Annotated in this window: 14 protein-coding genes; 2 read left to right on the forward strand and 12 right to left on the reverse strand. The window is 64.7% G+C overall.

From position 1 onward, the window contains the following. Nucleotides 1-540: 540 nt before the first annotated feature. The 8 genes from ABS769_RS02935 to ABS769_RS02970 form a co-directional block, all read right to left on the reverse strand. Nucleotides 541-891 (reverse strand): DUF3325 domain-containing protein, encoded by a 351-nt coding sequence (locus ABS769_RS02935; protein ID WP_317060757.1) that lies wholly within the window; start codon nucleotides 889-891, stop codon nucleotides 541-543. Then, nucleotides 879-1,202, reverse strand: a complete 324-nt coding sequence (locus ABS769_RS02940) for a hypothetical protein (RefSeq protein ID WP_317060758.1) — start codon at nucleotides 1,200-1,202, stop codon at nucleotides 879-881. Before ABS769_RS02940 ends, ABS769_RS02935 begins: the two co-directional genes overlap by 13 nt. Beyond that, nucleotides 1,199-2,821: a PepSY-associated TM helix domain-containing protein gene (locus tag ABS769_RS02945; protein WP_317060759.1), complete on the reverse strand. Its 1,623-nt coding sequence runs from the start codon at nucleotides 2,819-2,821 to the stop codon at nucleotides 1,199-1,201. The genes ABS769_RS02940 and ABS769_RS02945 overlap by 4 nt, the downstream gene beginning before the upstream one ends. A gap of 40 nt (nucleotides 2,822-2,861) precedes the next feature. Then, nucleotides 2,862-5,390, reverse strand: coding sequence for a TonB-dependent siderophore receptor (locus ABS769_RS02950; protein ID WP_317060760.1), 2,529 nt, complete (start codon nucleotides 5,388-5,390; stop codon nucleotides 2,862-2,864). Nucleotides 5,391-5,507: 117 nt separating this feature from the next. Continuing rightward, nucleotides 5,508-6,557: a FecR domain-containing protein gene (locus ABS769_RS02955; RefSeq protein WP_317060761.1), complete on the reverse strand. Its 1,050-nt coding sequence runs from the start codon at nucleotides 6,555-6,557 to the stop codon at nucleotides 5,508-5,510. A 9-nt stretch (nucleotides 6,558-6,566) separates the two neighbouring features. After that, a complete protein-coding gene (locus tag ABS769_RS02960; RefSeq protein ID WP_043909174.1) occupies nucleotides 6,567-7,076 on the reverse strand; it encodes a sigma-70 family RNA polymerase sigma factor in 510 nt (169 codons plus the stop codon). Between the two features lie 431 nt (nucleotides 7,077-7,507). Beyond that, on the reverse strand, nucleotides 7,508-9,913 hold the full coding sequence (locus tag ABS769_RS02965; RefSeq protein ID WP_317060762.1) for a hypothetical protein: 2,406 nt from the start codon (nucleotides 9,911-9,913) through the stop codon (nucleotides 7,508-7,510). A 206-nt stretch (nucleotides 9,914-10,119) separates the two neighbouring features. Then, the gene (locus ABS769_RS02970) at nucleotides 10,120-12,297 is read right to left on the reverse strand and encodes a hypothetical protein (RefSeq protein ID WP_317060763.1); all 2,178 of its coding nucleotides are present in this window, start codon (nucleotides 12,295-12,297) and stop codon (nucleotides 10,120-10,122) included. Nucleotides 12,298-12,463: 166 nt separating this feature from the next. Between ABS769_RS02970 and ABS769_RS02975 the strand changes: the two genes are divergently transcribed. Further along, nucleotides 12,464-13,978: an acetyl-CoA hydrolase/transferase family protein gene (locus ABS769_RS02975; RefSeq protein ID WP_317060764.1), complete on the forward strand. Its 1,515-nt coding sequence runs from the start codon at nucleotides 12,464-12,466 to the stop codon at nucleotides 13,976-13,978. A gap of 332 nt (nucleotides 13,979-14,310) precedes the next feature. Here ABS769_RS02975 and ABS769_RS02980 read toward each other — a convergent pair whose 3' ends face one another. Next, entirely contained in the window at nucleotides 14,311-15,384 is a 1,074-nt protein-coding gene (locus ABS769_RS02980) for a 3-deoxy-7-phosphoheptulonate synthase (protein ID WP_115037502.1), read from the reverse strand. Nucleotides 15,385-15,411: 27 nt separating this feature from the next. Continuing rightward, nucleotides 15,412-15,621 carry a hypothetical protein gene (locus tag ABS769_RS02985; protein WP_317060765.1) on the reverse strand — a complete coding sequence of 70 codons (210 nt, stop codon included), beginning with the start codon at nucleotides 15,619-15,621 and terminating at the stop codon, nucleotides 15,412-15,414. A gap of 449 nt (nucleotides 15,622-16,070) precedes the next feature. Between ABS769_RS02985 and yjjJ the strand changes: the two genes are divergently transcribed. Next, complete coding sequence (gene yjjJ / locus ABS769_RS02990) at nucleotides 16,071-17,447, forward strand: type II toxin-antitoxin system HipA family toxin YjjJ (protein ID WP_430544137.1); 1,377 nt, start codon at nucleotides 16,071-16,073, stop codon at nucleotides 17,445-17,447. 638 nt (nucleotides 17,448-18,085) lie between these two features. Here yjjJ and ABS769_RS02995 read toward each other — a convergent pair. Both ABS769_RS02995 and yghX read right to left on the reverse strand, forming a co-directional pair. Further along, nucleotides 18,086-20,974, reverse strand: coding sequence for a TonB-dependent receptor plug domain-containing protein (locus ABS769_RS02995; RefSeq protein WP_317060766.1), 2,889 nt, complete (start codon nucleotides 20,972-20,974; stop codon nucleotides 18,086-18,088). 260 nt (nucleotides 20,975-21,234) lie between these two features. Then, nucleotides 21,235-22,122 carry a YghX family hydrolase gene (yghX, locus tag ABS769_RS03000; RefSeq protein WP_317060767.1) on the reverse strand — a complete coding sequence of 296 codons (888 nt, stop codon included), beginning with the start codon at nucleotides 22,120-22,122 and terminating at the stop codon, nucleotides 21,235-21,237. Nucleotides 22,123-22,469: the final 347 nt, after the last annotated feature.

The following is a 22,469-nucleotide window of genomic DNA, read 5'->3' on the forward strand; positions in this document are numbered from 1 at the left end:
CTGTGTTTAGAGCGGCCAACACAACTACAACACATGTGGTCTGTGGCTTCTGTGCAGGGCCCTTGCCCGCCCACCATCGCGGGACACGCCGCAAGTACGTCCATGTAGGCTCTTACGCGGCATCCATGCCGCGTAAGGTCCCGCGACGGTGGGCGGGCAAGGACCAGTGGAGAGCGTCGGAGGGCATGGTTGCAAGCAGTGCATGACGTGCGCTGTTTAGATAACGGCGCGTCCGAACAGCATCTCAATGCAGGCGAAGCAATGGGCAGGCTTTCAACAAAGCAACCGACTCACTCTCTGGTGCGGTGTCCTCGCCGCTTGCGGGACCATGTGGCGGCATGGATGCCGCCACTGAGCCTCCAGGGACGGATTCACGGCGTGTCCCGCGAGCGGTGAGGGCATCGCGCCCTCGACCGACCAGGCTTTTGACTGCATCTAAACTCCCATGCGATGAGGTGCGGTCGGCTCGGCGCGTTTCGATCCGAGCAACGTCACTGCCATTGCCGACCTCACTTCACTGGTCAACCAACGCCGCACCACCTACTGCGCGCGCCAGCCAATCACCACACATGCCACGCAGCCAAGCAGCAACGCCAGCCGCCCGCTCCAGCGCGGCGCGTACGCCAGGCCCAGCGCCGCCCACAGCGCGCCCACGCTGAGAAACCCCAACCACAACATCGTTCCCACCGTGCCGCCCCAACCGAGTACGCACAGCACAAGCGCAGCAAACAACAGGCAGGTACCGATCGAGCGCAACAGCCATCGCTGCGTGACTGGTGCAGTGCGGCGACCGGTCAGCTGCTCGTAATGGCGATGCATCGCCAAGGCCAACGCCAGCATCCCGGCATGGCACAGCGCCGTGCCCAGCAGCGCAGTCATCAGCCCACCCATGGCGTGCTCCGCAGTAGCCAGCTCGCGCCAGCCAGCACTCCCAGGCAGATGCCAAGCCACAACCACATGCGCAACGCACTGCGCGCGCGGAACATCCATAACACCACGACGGTGTAGATGACGAAGCTGAGTAACGTCGTGCTCAGTACCGCCAACGCAGGCAAGACGCCGGCGAACCGGGTCAGCAGCTGCGCCAGCACGCTGCAGCCGAGGGAGGTCAATGCATAGCCACCGACACTGGCGGCCAGCATGCGACCGGCGACCGACCAGCGATCACGCGTTACCGATGCAGGGCTGGAAGCACGATTCACAACGCATCCATGGCGGCAGTGGCGTCCCGTTTGGCACGCACCGGCGCAGGCCGCATGGCACTGCGATGCGCGCGATACGACGCGTACGCAAACGCCACAGCAAACGCAAGCGAGACCAGCTCGACCCCGGCGCGCTGCAGATCGCCGGCAGCCAGATACACGCCAACGTGTTGCCCAGTCGTCAGCGCATTGAGCAGCGGCAAACCAAGACACAGAAGCGCGGTGACCACTAATTGCTCCACCCATGCACGTGCTGGCGGGCGCAGCAGCGCATGCAGCAGCGTGGCCATCCACACCCATAGGAATGCATGGATTTCGATCTGCACGCGCTCGGCATTCGCAGCCGGCACCAAGCGATTTGCATAGAAATACGCAATGCTCGCCAATGCGGTTCCGGCAAGCGCGGCGACATTGAGCGCTTCCACCACCCGATAGATGCCGACAGTAGCCGCACCGAACTCCTGCTCGCTGCGCCGACGCCGCTTGATCGAAAACAGCAGCGTGCCGGTCGCCATCATCAAGGTGCCGGCCAGGCCGCAGATGAAATACAGCCACTTGCTGGTCCAGCCACCAAAACCGGCCACATGCAAGGTCTTGATGACCTCTTCCACATCCTGCGCGTGCACGTCGGTACGTGAGGCGTCTGCATGCTGCTCCAGCACCGCGCCGCTATTCGCATCGAACACCACGCTATTGGCTGGATTGAGCAGACGCCGCGAGCTGCCGGTGTCGGCCACGGGCGCAATCACGCGCAGCTTGCTGCCGGTTTGATCCGGGCGCTCGATCACCAGCGTTTGCGCAGGCGCCCCGTTGAGTACCGCAGCGCGCTGCACCAATTCCGGCAGATAGGCAGGCACGCTGTTCAGCGCAGTGTCGTCGGCACCTGCACCAGGCGACGCCAGCGACAGATCATCGGCATACCGCGTGTACGCGTCCTCATCGCTGCCATATACCGCCTGCAAGGGCGCGGGCATGTAGCTGGTGTAGAAATACGCCAGCCCGGTGTAGACGATCATCAGCAGAAACGGCAGCGTCAGTACCGCCGTGGCGTTGTGCGCGTCCAGCCACGAGCGCTGGCCCTTGCCGGGGCGAAAGGTGAAAAAATCCAGGAAGATCCGCTTGTGCACGATCACCCCGGACACCAGCGCGATCAGCCCGCACATCGATACCCAGCCCACCAGCCAATAGCCGGGAATGCCGCCGTGCAAGGTGTAGTGGAAGCTCATGAAATGTCGGCCGCCTTCGGTCTGCCGGCCCCACAGCGACGGCAAGACTTCGCCGCTACCGGGATCCAGTGAAGCCTGGCCCTGGCCATCCGGCGTACGCCAGAACAGCGTCAGCGCCTCACCTGGATGCGCAGGCAAGGTGATCCGCCACAGGCGTGCCTGCGGCGCTAGCTGACGCAGCTGTGCCAATGCACGCGGTACCAGCGCTTGTTCCGGCAACGCCGCGTGCGTGCTCGCACTCGGCAAGGCAGGCGTGGCCTGCATCCAGCGGGTGATCGGGTCGCGAAACACGCTGAGCGTGCCGGTCAAGAAAATCGCGCACAGCAACCAGCCGCAGGTGAGGCCGCACCAGGTATGCAGCCACGCCATGCTTTGGCGGAACCCCTCCTTCATGCGGCCATCGCCACGCACCATCTCATTGCCGATGCCTGCATTACAGCGCGCCGCGCAGGGTCACCATCACATTGCGTGGTTCGCCGTAATAGCGGCCGTTAACGAAGCTGGATAGCGTGTTGTAGTACTGCTTGTCGAACACGTTGTTGAGGTTGACCGCCAGCGACCACTGCCGGTTGACCTGATAGCGCGCCAAGGCATTCCACACCGCACGTCCTTCGATCGGCGCGATGGCGGTGCCGATCTGCCGATACGCCGCACTCTGCGCACTGACACCGCCGCCAACGGTCACATCCTGCAACACACCCGGCAACCGATACGTCGTCCACACACGTAGCAAATGCTTGGGCGTATAGCTGTTGAAGGCCTGTCCCTGGCTGGTGACATCCTGCAGATAGGTCGTACGGTTGAAGGTGTAACCGGCAAACACATTCCAGTCGCGCAGCACTTCACCGCTCACTTCGGCATCGAAGCCGCGGCTGCGCACTTTGCCGCTGTCGATGTAACAGAAGTCGTTGTTGCGGCAGGTGGGGCTGGTGGTCAAGTCGGCCTGCGCGCGGTTCTTCTGCTCGATCTGAAACAGCGCAAAGGCGGTGTTGATGCGCCCATCCAGCCACTCGCCCTTGATGCCCAGCTCGTAGTTGGCCCCGGTCATCGGCTTGAGCATGTCGCCGGCTTCGGTCTGCGCGTTCTGCGGCTGAAAGATGTCCGCATAGCTGGCATAGGCCGACCAGTTCGGGCTCAGCGCGTACAACAGGCCGGCATATGGCGTGACCTGCCCGGTCTCGCGGGTGTGTTCGATCGATTGCGACGGCGACAGCCCGGTGGTGGTGGTGTTCCACTGGGTGTCGTGCCAGCTCACGCGGGTGCCGACGATGGCTCTCAACGGGTCGCTCAGCTGCCAGCGCAACGCGCCGTACAGGCCGAACTCGCGCGAGGTGCCGTGCCGGGCCTCGCGCGCATTGGCAAAAATTTCGTCATCGCTGATCGCCCGCACATTGCGTTGCAGATCGAACACGTTGAAGGTCTGGAAGTTGTTCTTGGTGCCGTAGACGGTGTCGACCGTGTTCTCGGCGAAGTTACTACCCAGTACCAGCTCATGCCGGCGGCCCAGTGCGTTGAAATGCCCGATCACATTGGCATCGAAGCCGAACGCATCCGTATCGGAGATGGTGCGTGCCGCCAACAGGGCGCCGGTGCCATTGGCCGGATTGATCGCACGGCTGGAGCTGGCGTATTTCAGATTGTGCAGCTCGCGCACCTGCACCGCACTGAGCTTGAACACCCAGTCGGCATTGAAGCGATGGTCGAGGTCCAGATACAGCCCGCGGTTGGACGAGGACTGCCGGTTCCACTGCGCGCCCAGATTGGTCTCGCGTGGCAGGCCGATATCGCGACCATCGGTGAAGCTGGGCAGGCCGCCGAAGAACGGCCGGCCTTCGACCTGTTCGTAGCTCACACCCAGGCTGAGCTGGGTCTGCGGCGAGAACGCGTAATCGAGCGTGCCGTAGTAGGTGGGCGTGCGGCGCGTGACGCCATCCACGAACGAGCCCTGATCCTGATAGTCGATCACCCCGCGCGCGCGTAACGCGCCATCGGCGGTGAGGTTGACGCTGCCATCGATCAGCGCGCCGTAGCGATCCCACGTGCCACCCTGCACCATCACGCTCACGCCCGGCACATCCAGCGGGCGCTTGCGCACCAGGTTCACCGCACCGCCGGGATTGCCCGCGCCCTGCAGCAGGCCGGCCGCACCGCGCAGCACTTCGGCGCGATCGTAGATGCCCATGTTGGCGCTGTAATTGCTGGCCCGGCCGTACATGCCGCGATTGAGCGGCACGCCGTCGTACTGCACCGTGGTGATGTCGAACCCGCGCGAATAGATGTACTTGCCGCCCTGCGGGCTCTGCACGATGGTGATGCCGGTGGTGCTGGCCAGCGCGTCGTAGACCGAGGTGATGTTCTGTTCGTCCATCAACTGGCGGGTGACCACGCTGATCGACTGCGGGATGTCCTTGAGCGATTGCTCGCCGCGGCCGATGCTCACCGCACGCGCGGTATAGCTGCCGGTGCCGCTGGTGGCCGCACTGCGGTTGGCCTGCGCGGTCACCTTGACGGTCGGCAGCAACCACGCATCCACCTCGCTCCTGGTCGCGCTCACCCGCGGCGCGGCGCGCAACACATAGCCGCCGGTCTCCAACGGCACCGCCTGCAAGCCGCTACCGGCCAATAACGCCGCCAACGCCGCCGGTGCGGTGTAGCTGCCATCCAGCCCGGCGGTGGTCTTGCCGTCGGTCTGCGCGGCGGTGAAGCTCAGCAACAGGTTGGCCGAACCGGCCAGGTTGCGCAGCGCCGGTGCCAGCGGGCCGGCGGGAATGCGATAACTCTGCCGCGCATCCTGCGTGGCCGTTGCGTTCTGGGCCATTGCATCGGGCATGCCCGCACACAGCGCCAGACTGCACAGCGCAAGCGCGATCGCCGTGCTGATGGGCCGCTGTATTGCCTGCACCGAGGCGATGCGCTGAAACGAAGAAGAAAAACGTTGGCCGCGGCGGGCAGTGATCGACATGCTGTTTCCACAAGATGTTGGTGTCGCACTGACACCGTCATTGTGGAGGTGCCGCAACTGCGGCGATCGGGCAGGCCGGCAGCAAACTTTTTTGTCGAGGCGCGGCTTGGCAGCGCCTCAGCCCTGCCCAGCCGCCTGCACCGTCACCCAATACCGGCTGCGCCGGCTCACCCGCACCGGCAGCACGCTGGGCAGCATCGCCAGGATGCGCTCGGTGTCGTCCAGCGGAAAGACGCCGGAAACGCGCAGCGCGCCGACCGCCGGATCGCAACGCAGCAGCCCGGGGCGATACCGGCTTAGTTCGGCGATGAAGGCATCCAGCCGCAATTCGTCGGCGATCAACTGGCCGCGCACCCAGGCCGCCACCTGCGCATCGACTGGGGCGATGGCGCCGAGCGCCTCGGCGGTAAAACGACACTGCTCTCCCGCATGTACGCGCCCGCCGGCCTGCGCGACCGCAAGCGGGCGCACCTCCACCGCGCTTTCCAGCACGCTCACCTGCGTATCGCCCTCGTCCTGGCGCACGCAAAAGCGCGTGCCCAGCGCACGGATATCGCCTTGGGCGGTGCGCACCACGAAGGGTCGCGCATCGTGACCGGCGCCCAGCGCATGCGCGGTGGTCACCATGATTTCGCCAGCACGCAACTGCAGCAGCCGTTGGTGCGCATCGAAACGCACATCGATCGCGCTGCGCGTATTGAGCGTGATGCGGCTGCCGTCCTGCAGCTGCAGGTCGCGGCGCTGCCCCGTTGCGGTGGCGTAATCGGCGGTGACGCGCTGCCAGGGTTCGGTGCGCGAGACCAGCAGGCCGGTGGCCCCGGCCACCCCGCCCCACAGCAACAGGTTCAATGCCTTGCGCCGCCCCGGCGATGCCTGGCCGTTGTTACCGGCATACGGCGACAGACTGCGATACGCCGCCTGCGGCGTCAGCGTCTTCAGCCGCCCGGTCACCGATTCGATATGCGCCCACGCCCGCGCATGATCCGGATGCGCATCGCGCCACTGCTGCCATTGCTGCAGCTGCGCGTGGCTGGCGCTGCCGGACATCAGCAGCGTCAGCCACTCGGCTGCCGCATCGGCGACCTGCGCACTGATCGGTTGCCCGCCGGCCAGCAGTAGCCGCTGGGCGCCAAGGGACTGCGCGCTGCGGGACGCGGCATCACCCATCTGTGCGACTCACGCCGACAGCGCGAACAGGCAATGCCGGTTGGCACGCGTGAGGTACTGCTTGACCGAGCTGCTGGACACTCCCAGCCGCTGCGCGATCTGCGCGTAGCTCAGCTCCTGCAGATGGGCCAGCAAAAAGGCCTCTTTCACCTTGGGCGGCAAGCCGTCCAGCGCCTGGTCCAGCTGCTGCACCGCTTCCAGCGCCAGCAGTTGCAGCTCCGGCGACGGCGCCACTTCTTCCGGCAGCGCCGCCAGCATTTCCAGGTAACTGGTTTCCAGCAGCTTGCGGCGCTGCCGGTGCGCCATCAACCGGCGCGCGATGGTGGCCAGGAACGGCCGTGGCTCGCGGATCTCGGCGGCCGCACCGGCATTGATCACGCTGATGAAGGTGTCCTGCGCCAGGTCGGCGGCCACGAACGCATCGCCCAGCTTGCGCCGCAGCCAGCCCTGCAACCAGCCGTGATGGTCGGTGTACAGGCGCTCCACCTGTTGATGAAGCGCGCCTTGCGTGACCGACACGATGACCTCCTGAACGGCTGAGCCCGGACCGCGAGGCGTCCGGCGATAAATGAGAATTGATCTCATTCTATCGGATGCCGGCGGCGCGTGCAGGCGCGCGCTCCGGGCCGGCCTATCTCACTGGCTTCCGGTTGCCGGCCGATGCTGCCCATTGCGAGGCACGTTACGAGGCAGGGCTGGCCTGGGCCAGCCGGCTGACTTCAGGCGTTTTTCCCGCTGAGCGCAGATCGCGGTGACTTGACTCGGCAAACCTCAGGCAATAAAAAAGCCCGCTTGCAGCGAACTGCCAGCGGGCTTTGCTCCCTCCCCCACGTCGGGATGCAGGATCATAGTGCGCGCCCCGAACGCCACTTGCACGCTGCACTGCAAAACAATACTTGGCAGTACAGAACTGGCGCTTTTCCTTCACACCGTCTTGCCGCGCAGCGCCCTCAGCGCAGCAGATCGGGCTGGGCCTGATACCACTGCGGTGCGCGCAGCAGATGCCATTCCGGCGTGTCGCCGCGCAAGCCAACCGCCGCGCTCAACATCCCCCAGCGGGCAAGCAAGCTGCCGCTGCGTTGGGTGCCCTGCAAACGCAGCCGTGCATCCACCTGAAAGCGTTCGTTGCGTGCCTGCAACCGATCGACGATGACGGTGTCGTCCTGCCAATGCACGCGACCGGTCACTTGCGCCTGCCCCGCATCCACCAACCGGAGCATCCAATTCGGAATCGAGCGATCGCGCGCGTACAGCGACATCAGGAATGCCAGATCGCGCACCTGGATGCGCACGCGCCCATCCACACCGATCGGCTTGCGCCATTGCATGCGCGTGTCTTCGAGCACGATGCGCGCCCACCACCCATCGCGACGTTGTCCATCCGGGCCGGTGAATCCGATATTGCGCAACTGGATGGTGCTGGCATCGAGGCGGAAATTTTCTGCACGCAGATCGCCGCGCTGCAGACGCAGATCTGCATCCACATCGCCACGCAGTGCGAGGCCGGCAAACTGCAGCCGCGCCGCACGCGCACCGATGCGCAGCCCGCCCTTGCCGATACGCCCACCGGGTTCGATCTGCAGATCGCCACTGAGCACACCGTTGCCGCCATCGAAACGCAGTTGTTGCTGCGGCAAATAACGGTTGTAAGCGCGCAGATCCGGTACGCGCGCGTTGGCGAACACAAGATGCGCGCGTGTAGCATCGCGCAACGTCGCCAGATTGCGTGCATCGGCACGCGTTTGCAGATCCAGACGCAGATCGCGGCCCTGCACGAACGGGCGCGTGGGCGCATCGCTGTGCGCAATCGAAAACTGCTGCATCTGCAATACAAGGGCAGGCAGCAACTGCCCGTTGGCATCGGCGTCCACACGCAGATCGGCACTGGCCTGCCCATCGATCGCATGCCCCATCACGCCGACATGCGCACGCACGTGCGGTACCTGCAGACGACTGCCGGCACCAAGCTGGCCGCGATCGATCCGCAGATCGGCATCCACCAGGCCGTCGCCCTCCAGCGTCAGCCAGTCCACATCCGGAAACAGCGCCGGAATCCAGCTCAGCGATGCCAGTTGCCAGTGCACCCGCGCATGCCCGGAGGTACGCGGCAACAGGCTGCGCATGGATTGCAGCGGCAGCTGCCGGCCTTGTACGCGCAGATCCGCATCCAGCGTCAGCCCGGCATCGGCCGGCTCGGGCATGCGCACTTGCAAGCGCATGTCCTGATCGACCTGCAGTTGCGCTGTCAGTTCGCCAAGCAAGGCAGCCGGCGCGCGCGCGCTGTCGCGCAACGGCGCGCGCCATTGCAGCTGGCTGCCGGGCTGCAGCGCGCCACGCGTCCAGCGCAACTCGCCATCTGCGCGGCCTTTGCCGGCGCGCGTGGCGACCGTGTGGCGGCCCTGCGCATTGCGCGTCACATCCAGTGCGGCAGTGTCGCCATGTACCGCCACCAGCGCGTTGGTGAGTTGCAGCAGTGCCAACCCGCGCGCCTGGTCCGGCGCATGGCGCGCGATGCTGGCTTCGATGCGCAGCTGTCCGTTGCGCAGCACTTCGCTGTTATCCCAGCGCATCCGCGCATTGTCGAAGGTCGCACGCGAGGGAAACAGCTCCATCGGACCGCCGCGCAATTGTTTGAACACGCCCAGCTGCAGTTGGCCATCGCCTTCGATGTGCAGCTGGCGCAGCGTCAAGGCCTGCACTTGATCGGCGACGATGCGGTCGAACTGCAGGGTCCAGGCCGGAGCAGTCGGCAGGGTGCTGGCCGGGGGTTCAGAGACCTGGGCGGATTGCGACGTGCTGGTGCGCGCGCCAGTCATCTGCGTGGGCGGCTGCGTGCCGGCTGAGACCTTTGCGTTGGTCGTTGATGTAGATGTCTTGTCTTGCGCTGGCGTTGGCGTGCCGACTGCGCCAGTCATCGGGGCAGCGGCAACCTGCGTGCTCGGCGCTGTCGCCGGCGCTTGCGTCGCTGCAGCACCGGGCGTCGGCGCAGCCGCCTGCATCCCACCGCGCACGCCGGATGCATGCAACTCCGGCACCAGCAACTGCCGATGCAACAACGGCAACAACCGCACCTGCCCGCTCATGCGCTGCGCGCTGACGTTCCAGCTATTACGTGTCGAGCGGCCTTGCAGGTCCACATTCCACAGCACCAGACGCCCCGGCCACCAGGTCACTGCAGGGCCCCAGTGCATGCTGAATTTGTCCGGCTTGCGGTTGAGCGCTGCCGACCCAAGCGGTGTGTTGAGCAACAGATTGCCCAACAGCAAATAGCTTGCATACAGCGCAACCAGCGCCAGCACAGGCCAACGCACCGCGCGGGGCAACCCACGCCAGCGGGCGCGAACAGGCATCGTCATGACGGCAGGCTCCTGAAGACCGCGCACGCGGCGTGGCGCAGTGTGCCAAGCAGGCCGTGAGTGCGGCGCGCAGCGGCCGATCGCGGCTGGCACCAGCAGGCTGCCGGTGCGCATTCGATGTGCTACACGCGCGGCAGTGCGCGCACTGCCTCATGCGACGACGGCGAAGCTGGCCGCATGACGCGAGGCCTGAAACAACGCACCGCTTACTTCGCCTTCGACACCGCCGGCAACAGCCCCGGTTGTGCGTCGTACCACTCGCGTGCGCCGGCCAGATGCCACTGGCGTTGCTTGCCATCGAGTTCGATCCCGGCGCCCAGCACGCCCCAGCGCAGATACAGATCGCCGCGCCGCTGCTCCTCGTTCAAGGCCAAGCGCGCACGCAGCGACAGGCGCGCGTTCTCCGCATGCAGGTCGTCGATCAGCACCTGCTGCTTGCGCCAACGCACCCGGCCGGTGGCATCGAGTTCGCCCGAATCCAGCAAGCCCAAGACCCAACGCGGGTAATCGGCGCGTTGCGCAAATACCGACAGCAGCGGCGCAACATCGCGCATGCGAATCGCCGCTTCGGCATCCACCTGGAACGGCGCACTGGCCTGGATGGTGCCGGCGCCGACCTGCATTTCCCCCCACCAGTTGGCTTCCGTGCTGTCGTCGCCTACGCGCATATTGCGCAAGCGCACGCGCGTGCCGCTGAGGTCGAAGAACTTGTTTTTGAAATCGGCGCGCTGCAGCTGCGCCTGCAACTCGGCATCGCCGCGCATCTGCACGCCGGCCAGTGCAAGGTGTGCGCCCTGCCCGCGCAGATGCGCGTGACCGCTACCGACCTCGCCGGAGGCATTGAGCGCTACATCGCCGGTCAGGCTGCCACTACCGCCGAGCAGGCGCACGTTGTTGCCCGGCAGATAGCGGTTATAGACGGTGAGATCGGGCACGCGCGCATCGCTGAAACGCAGCTGCGCCTTGAGCGTGTCGCGCAGGCGCGCCAGTTCGGCGTCGCCATGCATGGCCAGTTGCAGATCGCGACCATCCAGCAGGATCTGTTTGGGCGCATCACACGGCGCGGCCTTGAACGTGGGAATGCTGACCTCCAGATGCGCCTGCGGCGTGGCGGCATCATCGATGCGTCCGTGTGCGGTGGCGACACCGGCCAGGCGTGTATCGAACACCTGCGCCACGGCTTCCACCCGCGGAATCTCCAGGCTGCTGCCACTGGCGAGCCGGCCTTGCGCAAGACGCAGATCGGCCTCGACCAGGCCACCGCCTTCGAGCTGGAACCACGGCTTGCGCACGAACAACTCGGCAATCCAGTTCAGGGATTCGAACTTCCAGCGCCCACGTACCTGCCCGGACAAACGCGGCAACACCTGCGCCGGATCCTGGAAAGGAATGCCGCGGCCGGCAAGGCGCAGGTCGGCATGCAGCTCGCTGCCGGTCTTTTCATCGCGCGGCAGCCGCGCCTGCACGCGGATATCGCGCGCCACATCCAGTTGCAATGCCAGCATGCCGCGGTCGGTCGCGCCAACGCCCGCCAGCAACGGTAGCCGCCAGACCGCATGGCTGCCCGGCTGCAATGCGCCGTGATCCAGCGTGATGTCTGCCTCCACCCGCGCCGCCGACGGCCCGCTGCGGATGTCCACGTGCGGCGCGCCGGTGTCGATCTTCAACGCCACCGTGCTGGCCTTCAGCTGCAGGCGCGCGTGGGTGATGCCGAGCTTGCGCAGGCCCGGTGCCTCATCGCGGTAATGGCGTGGAAACTGGAATTGCGTGTCCAGCTGCGCGCCATTGAACACCTGCACCCCGTCATAGCTGACCACCGCATCGGTAAAACTCGCCTCGGAAGCAAACAGCTCCGACGGCCCGCCTTTGAGCTGCTTGAGAAAGCCGACAGTGGCGTGGCCTTGCCCGGCAATCAGCAACTTGCCCAAACGCGCACTGCGGATGCTGTTGCTGGTGATCGCATCGAAGCGCAGCGTCCAACCCTGATCGCCACGTGGTGGTGGCGGAATGGGTGTATCGGAGGTTTCAACTTCCGCGCTCAGGCCGGTGGCGTGCAACCAAGGCAAGCGCACCTCGCGCCGGAACAGCGGCAGCAAGGCGACGCGCGCGTTGGCGCGATCGGCATGCAACACGTACACGGTGCGGTTGGCCTGCCCGTGCATGCGCACGTTCCAGGCCATCACCTGGCCCGGAAACACGGTGAGTGCCGGGCCGGTCTGCATGGTGAATTTATGCGGTTGCCGATTGGTGACGGCATCGAACAGCGGCGTATTGAGAAACAGGTTGCCGGCCAGCAGATACAGCGCATACAGCGCCACCAGCACGACCACTGCAATGCGCCACGGCCGGGGCCAGCGCTGGAAGCGATCGCGAAGTGTGGGCATGGGCGCAGGCAGTGATGAGTCTGCCGTCACTATCGCGGTTGCGCTGGCGGCGAGGCGTGAACATGCGCATGGCCGGTGTCGCGCTCGCTCGTTCCACCAAGGTCGCGCCCCGATCGAGGTGTGCAGCGGCGATAATTGCGCTTCTCCCGTTTCCGCTATGCTGCCCATGTCCGACGAACGCATCCTGCACGCGCCGCTGCGCGAACGCCTGGTTTCTGCCGAGGCCGCTGCCGCCTTGATCCAGCCCGGCGAGACCGTGGCGATGAGCGGCTTCACCGGCTCCGGCTACCCCAAGGCGGTGCCGATGGCGCTGGCGCAGCGCATCGAAGCGGCGCATCTGCAGGGCCAACCGTTCCAGATCAAGTTGATGACCGGCGCCTCCACCGCACCGGAACTCGATGGCGCGCTGGCCAAGGCCGAGGGCATCGCCATGCGCATGCCGTTCCAGTCCGACCCGGATGCACGCCAACGCATCAACGCCGGCACCCTGGACTACATCGACATCCATCTCAGCCACGTCGCCCAGCACGTGTGGTTCGGTTTCTACGGGCAGATCGACACCGCGGTGGTGGAAGTCTCGGCGATCCGCGCCGATGGCAGCCTGGTGCCGTCGACCTCGATCGGCAACAACAAGACCTGGCTCGACCTGGCCAAGAAAGTGATCATCGAGGTCAACGATTGGCAGCCGGCCGGTCTGGACGGCATGCACGACGTCTACTACGGCACCGCGCTGCCGCCGCATCGCAAACCGATCCCGCTGTTGCATGGCGACGACCGCATCGGCGAGCCCAGCCTGCGCTGCGATCCGGACAAGATCGTGGCGGTGGTGCGCACGCATGGCCCGGACCGCAACAGCCCGTTTGCCGCTGCCGATGCAAGCAGCGAACGCATTGCCGAACACCTGATCGAGTTTCTGCGCCATGAAGTGAGCAAGGGCAGGCTGCCGACCAACCTGCTGCCGCTGCAATCGGGCGTGGGCAATATCCCCAATGCGGTGCTGGCGGGGCTGGCACGCAGCGGTTTTCGCGAGTTGGAAGCGTTCACCGAAGTGATCCAGGACGGCATGCTCGCGCTGCTGCGCGATGGCGTGCTGCGCTACGCCTCGTGCACCGGTTTTGCACTCAGCCCGGAAGGCAACGAGGAGTTCAAGCGCAATATCGATTTCTATCGGCAACGCATCGTCATGCGCACGCAGGAGATCTCCAACCATCCGGAACTGGTGCGCCGGCTTGGCTGCATCGGCATGAACGGCATGATCGAAGCCGACCTGTACGGCAACGTCAATTCCACCCATGTGATGGGCAGCCGCATCATGAACGGCATCGGCGGCTCCGGCGATTTTGCGCGCAATGGATTTCTCTCGATCTTTTTGAGCCCCAGCATCGCCAAGGCCGGCAGCATTTCCTCGATCGTGCCGATGGTCAGTCATGTCGATCACACCGAACACGATGTTTCGGTGATCGTCACCGAACAAGGCCTGGCCGATCTGCGCGGACTCACGCCCAAGCAACGCGCGCGCCAGTTGCTCGATCACTGCGTGCACCCGCGTTATCGCGATGCACTGGAAGATTATGTAGCGCGCGCCAATCGCGACAGCTACGGCAAGCACACTCCGCATCTGTTGACCGAAGCGCTGTCGTGGCATCAACGCTGGTTGGAGACAGGCGACATGCTGGGATGATCACGCGCGTTGCAGCTGCCCGATCATGCCGCGCTCTGTGCACCTGATCGTCGTGCCGGGCACAGCGTGCGCAGCATCTGTTGCCCTTGCGAGTGCGCCGCGTCGTTTGTAAGCATGCAATCTTAGATGGCTGTCTTCCGCCGTACCCGTACCCTTACCCCAACCCCTCTCCCAAAGGGAGAGGGGCTTTATTCCTTCTCCCGTCGGGAGAAGGTGGCGCGTAGCGCCGGATGAGGGTACGGGCGAAGCCTCATGGCATCTCATTCCAAGTATGGCTTCACCCCGTACCCTCACCCCAACCCCTCTCCCGGCGGGAGAGGGGCTCTGGGCAATCACGCAGCTTCAGCAACCCGCCTCGCACGACGTGCACGCACCGCCGTCGCCAAGCGCTCCAGCACCTGCACCGAAGCGTCCCAATCCAGGCAACCGTCAGTGATGCTCTGGCCGTAGGTCAGTGCGCAGCCCGGCACCAGTTCCTGACGTCCGCCAACCAGATGACTCTCCACCATGACGCCGACGATGCGTGTCTCGCCGCCTTCCAGCTGCCTGGCGATGTCGTCGATGACCTTGGGCTGGTTCTCGGGATTCTTGCCGCTGTTGGCGTGGCTGGCGTCGATCATCAGGCGCGCCGGCAAGCCGGATTTAGTAAGTACCTGGCTTGCCGCTTCCACATTGGCCGCGTCGAAGTTGGGCTGCTTGCCGCCGCGCAGGATCACGTGGCAATCCGGATTGCCTGCCGTCGCTGCCACCGCGGTGTGGCCATCCTTGGTCACGGCCAGGAAATGGTGCGGATGCGAGGCAGCACCCACCGCGTCCACCGCAATCTTGACGTCGCCACCGGTGCCGTTCTTGAAGCCCACCGGGCACGACAAGCCGGAGGCCATTTCGCGATGCACCTGGCTTTCGGTGGTGCGCGCGCCGATCGCGCCCCAGGCCACCAGGTCGGCAATGTACTGCGGCGAGATGATGTCGAGAAATTCAACGCCAGCCGGTAGGCCGAGGTTGTTGATGTCGCGCAGCAGGCCACGCGCCACGCGCAGACCCTTGTTGATCTGGAAGCTGCCATCCAGATCCGGATCGTTGATCAGGCCTTTCCAGCCGATGGTGGTGCGCGGCTTTTCGAAGTACACCCGCATCACAATCTCCAACGCATCGCCGAACTGCTCGCGCAGCGGGCGCAGGCGGTGCGCGTAGTCCATCGCCGCGACCGGATCGTGGATCGAGCAGGGCCCGATCACCACCGCCAGGCGGTCGTCGCGGCCATGCAGAATTTCATGCAGGGCAGCGCGCGAATTGGTCACGGTCTCGGAAGCGCGGTCGTCGCAAGGCAGCAGCGATAGCAGCTGCGAAGGCGGTGCGAGGGCTTCGATCTTGCGGATACGCAGGTCATCGGTCACAGGCGGCATAACAGTGTCTCGGTGGGCGGTGTTGCATCAGGGAGCCAGGCGAAGCGGCAACAAAAAAGCCGCCAGTGTGCGCTGGCGGCTTTTCGGGAATGCTGCTGAAGATTTCTTCAGGGTGAGCGCAATCCGTCCTCCGCCAGCGGCATCGGAAAACCGTAGTACCAAAAATAAAACTGGCTGCGGGCTGCGTTCATGGGATGCATTGATACCACGCACATTTCGCCGTTGCCACTGTTTCATCGGCAACGGAACGTTGCAGAGGCGGTCGCGATGCGCCTGCAAGCCGTATGTATCTCGCCGACCACCGCGTCGCACTGACGTTGAGCGCATCGCGCGCCACGCCCAGTGCCGCATTGCGCCGTGCGGCAGTGCTGCCACGTCCCACGGCTGTCACGCACGTACGCTGGATGCAACTCAGACACACAGCTTGGTAACCGTCTTGCTGAGCCCGACCGCGATGGATGCTGCGACGTGCCGGCACGATATCGGTGCGGATTGATGTCCGGTCCGTTGCGTGTGTATCCATCCTCGGTGGTGACCATGAAGATAGCCAGGCACACCGGGGTATTGTTTCACCTACCGACGTCAATGACGCTTATCGCTGAACTGAAATTTCTTTTATATCAATTGATTAGGCAGTCACTAGTGGCTTACTATCGTTTCACATATCGTTTCAGAATCTGCGCTCCATGCCTTCTCCCGACGCAGTCGAACGGCTGATCGCCGCGCTACGCATCAACGGCCCCATGCGTGGGGCCGATCTGGCGGCGCGCCTGGGCGTGAGCCGAACTACCTTGTCTCGCCTGGTCGCAAGTGCCGGTCCTGCAGTGCTGCGTTATGGCAAGGCGCGCACTACCGGCTACGCGGCCACCGGTGAGTTGCGGGGCGAGCGTATGTGGCCGCTCTATCGAATCGATCACGATGCCCGCGTTGTACCACTGGGCCAACTGTTGGTGCTGCATAACGACCATTTCTTTGTCGACCTTTTGCAGGACAACCCCGTTCTATTGCATCCGCCGTTGGACACAGGCGTGTTCGCGTCGCTGCCGTGGTTTATCGACGACCAACGGCCCCAGGGATTTCTCGGGCGCAATCTGGCGCACCGTGTCGCCGGGCCGTTGCGCCTACCGGACAACCTGGCGCTGTGGTCGCCCAGGGACAACCTGGTGGCCATGCTGTCGGATGGTCACGACCAGCTTGGCGACCTGCTGATCGGCGAGCGGGCGCTGGCTCTGGCTTTGGAGGCGATCGAACAGCCTGAGTGCATCGCCATGCAGGCGCGTCCCGATGAATATCTCAGCCGCGCCGAAGCTGCATTGCGCGGCGAGGCCGTTGGCTCGTCTGCCGCTGGCGAGCAGCCGAAGTTCACTGCAGTGCTGGGAGAAGATGGCGCGTATCGCCCCGTGATCGTCAAGTTCTCCGACCAGACCGATCAGCCAACAGGCCGGCGTTGGGCGGATCTTTTACACATGGAGTGGTTGGCCAGCCAGATTCTGATTGCCGGCGGCATCCCTGCAGCGGCAACGCAGCTGCTGCAGGCGGGCGGGCGCGTCTTCCTCGAATCGACACGCTTCGATCGGACTGCTGCATTGGGCCGGCGCGGGTTCGTCTCACTGATGTCGCTGTTCGCTGCCTTTTACGGCGACGCGAACACCAGCAGCTGGCGGACCCTTGCTCCACTGCTCAAGCGCGATGGCTGGCTAAGCCCGGAAGACGCCGAGCGCCTGGAAGTGATCAGTTGGTTCGGCACGCTTATCGGCAACACCGACATGCACCTGGGCAATGCGGCATTGGTGCTTGCCGACACCCTGCCCCTGCAACTTGCCCCGGTGTACGACATGCTGCCGATGGCACTGCGGCCGGCATCCAGTGGCGAAGTCGTGCAGCGGGATATCGAGATTCCACCGCCTAGCGTTGATCAGTTCGCGCAATGGCGGCGCGCTGCCGGGATGGCCGAGCAGTTCTGGCAGCAAGCCATGGACAACGACAAGCTGAGCGAACAGATGCGCGGCATCGCCACGCGCGCGTTGGCCAGCCTGCATCGAACGGCGTCACGTCTTGCCTGACGCCGACGCCTAAAGGCTCTCCCGCCGGGAGAGGGGTTGGGGTGAGGGTACGGTTTCTCCGCGTGCAACCCGCCTGTCAGTTACTGGCTTCGGCAAGGGGCGGCAGCGCGGCCGGGGATCGGCTATTCGGCTCGGTCAGACATCCTGTCTGACTCGCCGCCGCAGCACATCCGAGTGCCGCTCTCCGCCAATCCCCAGCCACGCTACCGCCTCGGTACGTCGTTGCCATGACTTTGAGCGACTGAAACGGCAGCGCAGCCATTGTTCGGACTCTGGATTTATATGACTCATCCACTAAGGTTCCGAGCACGTCGTCCTTACCTGATCACTTGTGATTATTTGAAGAGCACACGGGCTTTTCTCTCGCAGCTTTTTGATAGAGCGAGCAGGCCTTACTTCACGCCATGACGCAATGAATGACGCTTGCAGATGAGCATGTGTTTCGCCGGAGGCCGCGCTTTCCGTTCCGCCAATGCCGCAATTTCGAAGAGTGGTCTGCGGGCCGCTCCCACGCACAAAATCAAGGCGCCAGCCAATAACGCTTTCCAGCCCAACCAGCTTTCGTCACAAAATCAGCCTGCACTGCACCACACGCCACGGCGCTGTGCCGTGGCGTGTGGTGCGGCAGCCACATTCAATCAAAACGTAAACACATATTCCGCCGCCACTTCACGGCCGATCGGGTTGAACAAGGTGGTGTTGTAGAACCCGTAGCCGTAGAAGCGCTCCTTGTTCTCGTAACCCACTTCGTTGAACACGTTGTTGACGTAGAGATTGACCTTGGCGTGGTCGGTGAGTTTGTAGCCGGTGCTTAGGTTCCAGTAGATCGCCGGGCCCACGCGGCCGAAGTAGCGCTTGCTGGTTTCGCCCAGATGCACGTTGGCGGTGTCGGTGACCACGCACTCATCGGCGGCACTGGGCTGGTAGCCGTCGTCGAAGCGTGCGCAGGTGCCCCAGTTGACCGCACGCATGGAGCCGAGCCGGCGGAAGTACACCGTCCAGTCCCAGGCGCCGCCGTTGTCCCAATGCACGCTGCCGCGCACGCGGCTGCGCACGCGTTCGTCGCGTCGGTTTTCGTCGCTGTCGGTGCGGTAGATCTGTTCGCGATAGGCGATCAGCGTGTTGTAGTCCAGCGACAACTGAAAGTTGCCCCAACCGGCGGTGGCAAGGCGGTATTTCAGCGAGGCATCGATGCCGGAGGTTTCCATTTGCGCCAGATTGATCGGGCCACGCTCGATGCTGGCGATGGTGCCGTCGGCATTGCGCACCACCCGCGAGCTGATGGTGTCGCAATAGCCGGCGCCGCCAGGATTGTTCCAGGCGCCGCCGCTGATGGTGGTGCCGGTGCGGCAGCCGGCTTCGGCCGAGAGGATCTCGTCGCGGTCCAGATCCTTGATCATTTCCTCCAGCTGGATGCGGTAGTAATCCACGCTCAGCGACAGACCTTGCGCGATGTCCCACACCACCCCGCCGGTGAATGAGCGGCCGGTTTCCGAGCGTAGATCCGGGGTGCCGCGGCGATTTACATCCACGGTGTAGAAGATGTTGCTGTTCTCGTCATTGCAGCCACCGGTGAGAGACGCGCCCGAGGAAATACAGCGGTATTGATCGATCACGGTCTGGTTGGTGGAGCTGGGTTCGCCGAGCACGTAATGCATGTCCGGCGCGCGGAAGCTGGTGGCCAGCGTGCTGCGCAACAACAGGCTCTCGACCGGGCGCCATTCCAGACCTGCACTCCAGGTGGTGTCGCTCTGCGTGCCGACATCGGTGGGGATGGCGGCCGACGAGCGATAGTTGCCATAGCGGTCGTAGCGACCGGCCACATTCGCGCTCAACGTGGACAGCAACGGGATCTGGAATTCCAGCCCGGCCGAGCTGCGCAGGCGTTCGCCGCCGCCGCTATCGACCACGTCCACCGGGTAGCACTCGTTGGCGCACGGGTCCGGCGACAGTTGATAGCCCTGCTTGGCCACTTCGGCCACAGTGGCAAAGCGGATCGGCCCGGCCCAGCCCTGCACCACGTCGCCGCTCAAGCTGAAACTGGCTTGATTCACCCACGAATAGGCGGAGTTATGCGATTTGGCGACCAGGTCGTCGTACTCGTTCGACGACAGTGGCGCATATAGCCGTGCTTCGTTGATGGCATAGATGGACGTGCCATCGGCGGCGGTGCCGGTGGGGCTGCCGAGAAAATAATCGGTCGCGCGCGCGGTATCCACCGTGCGCACATATTCGTCCACCGTGTAACGCGAGCGACCGACGCTCAGCTCCCAATCGAAGCGATCGGCCCATACACCGCGCAGGCCGGCGCTCAGGTCCCAGGACTGCTCCTTGTTGTAGTTGGCCAGCCGGTCCCAACCACCGGCTTCGCGCCGGGTGAGCTGACGGATCGCATACAGCGAGCGACCGGTAGCCGCGTCCTGGAACGGGCCCAGATACGCGTACGGCGGGTCATAGGTCCAGCGCCCGATGCTGCGGTTGGCCGACAGCGTGGCCCACGCCTCGGTGTGCTCGCCGAACTTCCAGGTGCCGTAGAGATAGGCCGAATAATCCTCGCTGCCGGTAACCAGCCCCCAATCGCCGTAATCGCGCGCCACGCCGCAATAGTTGCCGGCATTGGTGAGAGCGCCACTGTTCTGGTCGTAGCTCAGCCGCTGCGCATCGACGAACTCGCCGCCAAAGCGCGCGCAGGTGCCGGCAGGTGGCGCCAGACGCTCGTTGGTGTTGGCATCGACCAGGCTCAGGCCGGTGAACGGATTGAAGCCGTACAGGCGGTTCTGGCCGGTCCAGTTGGAATAGGACATGTCGTCGGAATCGTCCATTTCGGGGCGATCGCGCCCGCTCAGCGGATCGCGCCGGGTGGCCTGCAGCGCGTAGGTCAGGCTCCAGTTTTCGCCGGTGCGCCCACCCGCCCACGACACATCGAAACTGTCGCGCCCACCTTCGGTCGCCGTACCGCCGCGCAGCCGCACCTGGTCGCCCTGGTAGTCGCGCTTGAGGATCACGTTGACCACGCCGGCCACCGCGTCCGAGCCGTAGATCGCCGAGGCGCCGCCGGTCAATATCTCGATGCGCTCCACCGCGGCGGAGGGGATGTTGCTGTAGTTGGAAAAGTTGCTCTCGCCGCCGTACGGCAGCGGGTAATCGGCCACGCGGTGGCCGTTGACCAGCAGCAAGGTGCGGCCCGGCCCCAGGTCGCGCAGATTGATCGGCGAGGCGTTGGGTGTGTGCGAGCCCCATTGCGTATCGGCTTCCACCGAGCCCTGCTGGTTCATGCTGTTGAGCACGTCGTAGACGGTGGCGAAGCCTTCCTGCTGGATCTGTTGCGCGGAGATGGTGACCACCGGCTGCGCGCCTTCGACCTGCGCGCGCTTGATGCGCGAGCCGGTGACGCTGACTGCGTCCAGGGTGGAGGTAGCGCGTGGTTGATCCGGCTCGGTCTGCTGGGCAGTGGCCGACTGCGCGGCGACGGACAGGGCAAGCGACAAGGAAATCGACAAGGCAAGGCGATGACTGCGGCAGTTCATAAGATCCCCGGGAGAGGCCGGCATGGCCGGCGTGGCGTTCCACTGCAACGACGCCTGCGAGCGATGCACCGCATCGCCGCCCCCTGTCCGATGGCCCCCCGACCGTTCGGCGCAAGCGCCTGCCCAGCGACGCTAGGGCTCTGATGACATCGGTGTCAACACCCTGTCATGCAAGTGTGATCCAGATCGCGACCCTTGCCACCGCGTCACGGACGTTACGCTTACGCCCGCAAATCGAACGCGCCGATCGGCAGCGGCACTTACGCCAGATAACGCTTGAACCACGCGATGGTGCGATCCCAGGCCAGGGTCGCGGCCGCCTTGTCGTAACGCGGCGTGGAGTCGTTATGGAAACCATGATTGGTTCCCGGATACACATACGCCTGATAGACCTTGTGCTGCGCCTTGAGCGCGGCCTCGTACGCCGGCCAGCCGGCATTGACGCGCTCGTCCTCTGCGGCGTAATGCAGCAGCAGTGGCGCGCGGATGCGGGCAACCTCGGCATCGGTGGGCTGACGGCCATAGAACGGCACCGCCGCCGCCAGCTCGGGATACGCCACCGCCGCCGCATTGGCCACACCGCCGCCGTAGCAGAAGCCGGTAATGCCGACCTTGCCGGTGGTACGTTCGCGGCTCATCAAAAATTCCACTGCGGCGAAGAAATCGTTCATCAGCTTGGTCGGGTCGACCTGCGCCTGCAGCGCGCGGCCTTTTTCGTCGTTGCCGGGATACCCACCCACCGAACTCAGGCCATCCGGTGCCAGCGCCACAAAGCCGGCTTTCGCCACGCGCCGCGCGACATCTTCGATATACGGATTGAGACCGCGGTTTTCGTGCGCCACCACCACGCCCGGCACCGCGCCGGTGACCTTGGCCGGCCGCACCAGATAACCGCGCACCTGGCCATGGCCGTTGGGCGAGGGATAGGTGATGTACTCGGCCACGATGTCCGGGTCGGTGAACTCCACTTGCGTGGCGAGCGCGTAGTCGGGGCTCAGCGATTCCAGGATCGCCGCCGCACTCAACCCGGCCACCGCGAACGCAGCGGCGCGGTCGAGAAAATCGCGCCGGCTGAGTTTGCCGTGCACATAGCCGTCGTACAGCGCGAGCAGATCGGGGTGGAAATCCTGAGCGGTCAGACGGCGCATCGGCGTTCTCCTTGGGGATGGCTGGACTGCGGTGCGAGTGCAACCACACGCAGCGTAGAGAGCGGCATCGCCTACGACACAACACCGCATCCAGCCGAGCATGCCGGGGCATACGCGGCAGTACAAGACGCAGCACAAGGATCAACAGACGCGGGATGGTGCCATGTGCCAAGCGCTGTAGAGACCACGCACTTCCACAGCGCGATAGACGCGGCAAGCCACACCGCCTGGCACGCCTCACCCACATAAATCATGTCGACACGCATGCAGAAGTACATAGCGCGGCAGAGTGGTTCGGCAATGCATATCCGGCCATCCGCAAGCGCGCGCCGTTGACTGCAATTGGG

This window comes from Xanthomonas hortorum (genome assembly GCF_040279205.1).
Taxonomy (GTDB): Bacteria; Pseudomonadota; Gammaproteobacteria; order Xanthomonadales; family Xanthomonadaceae; genus Xanthomonas; species Xanthomonas hortorum_F.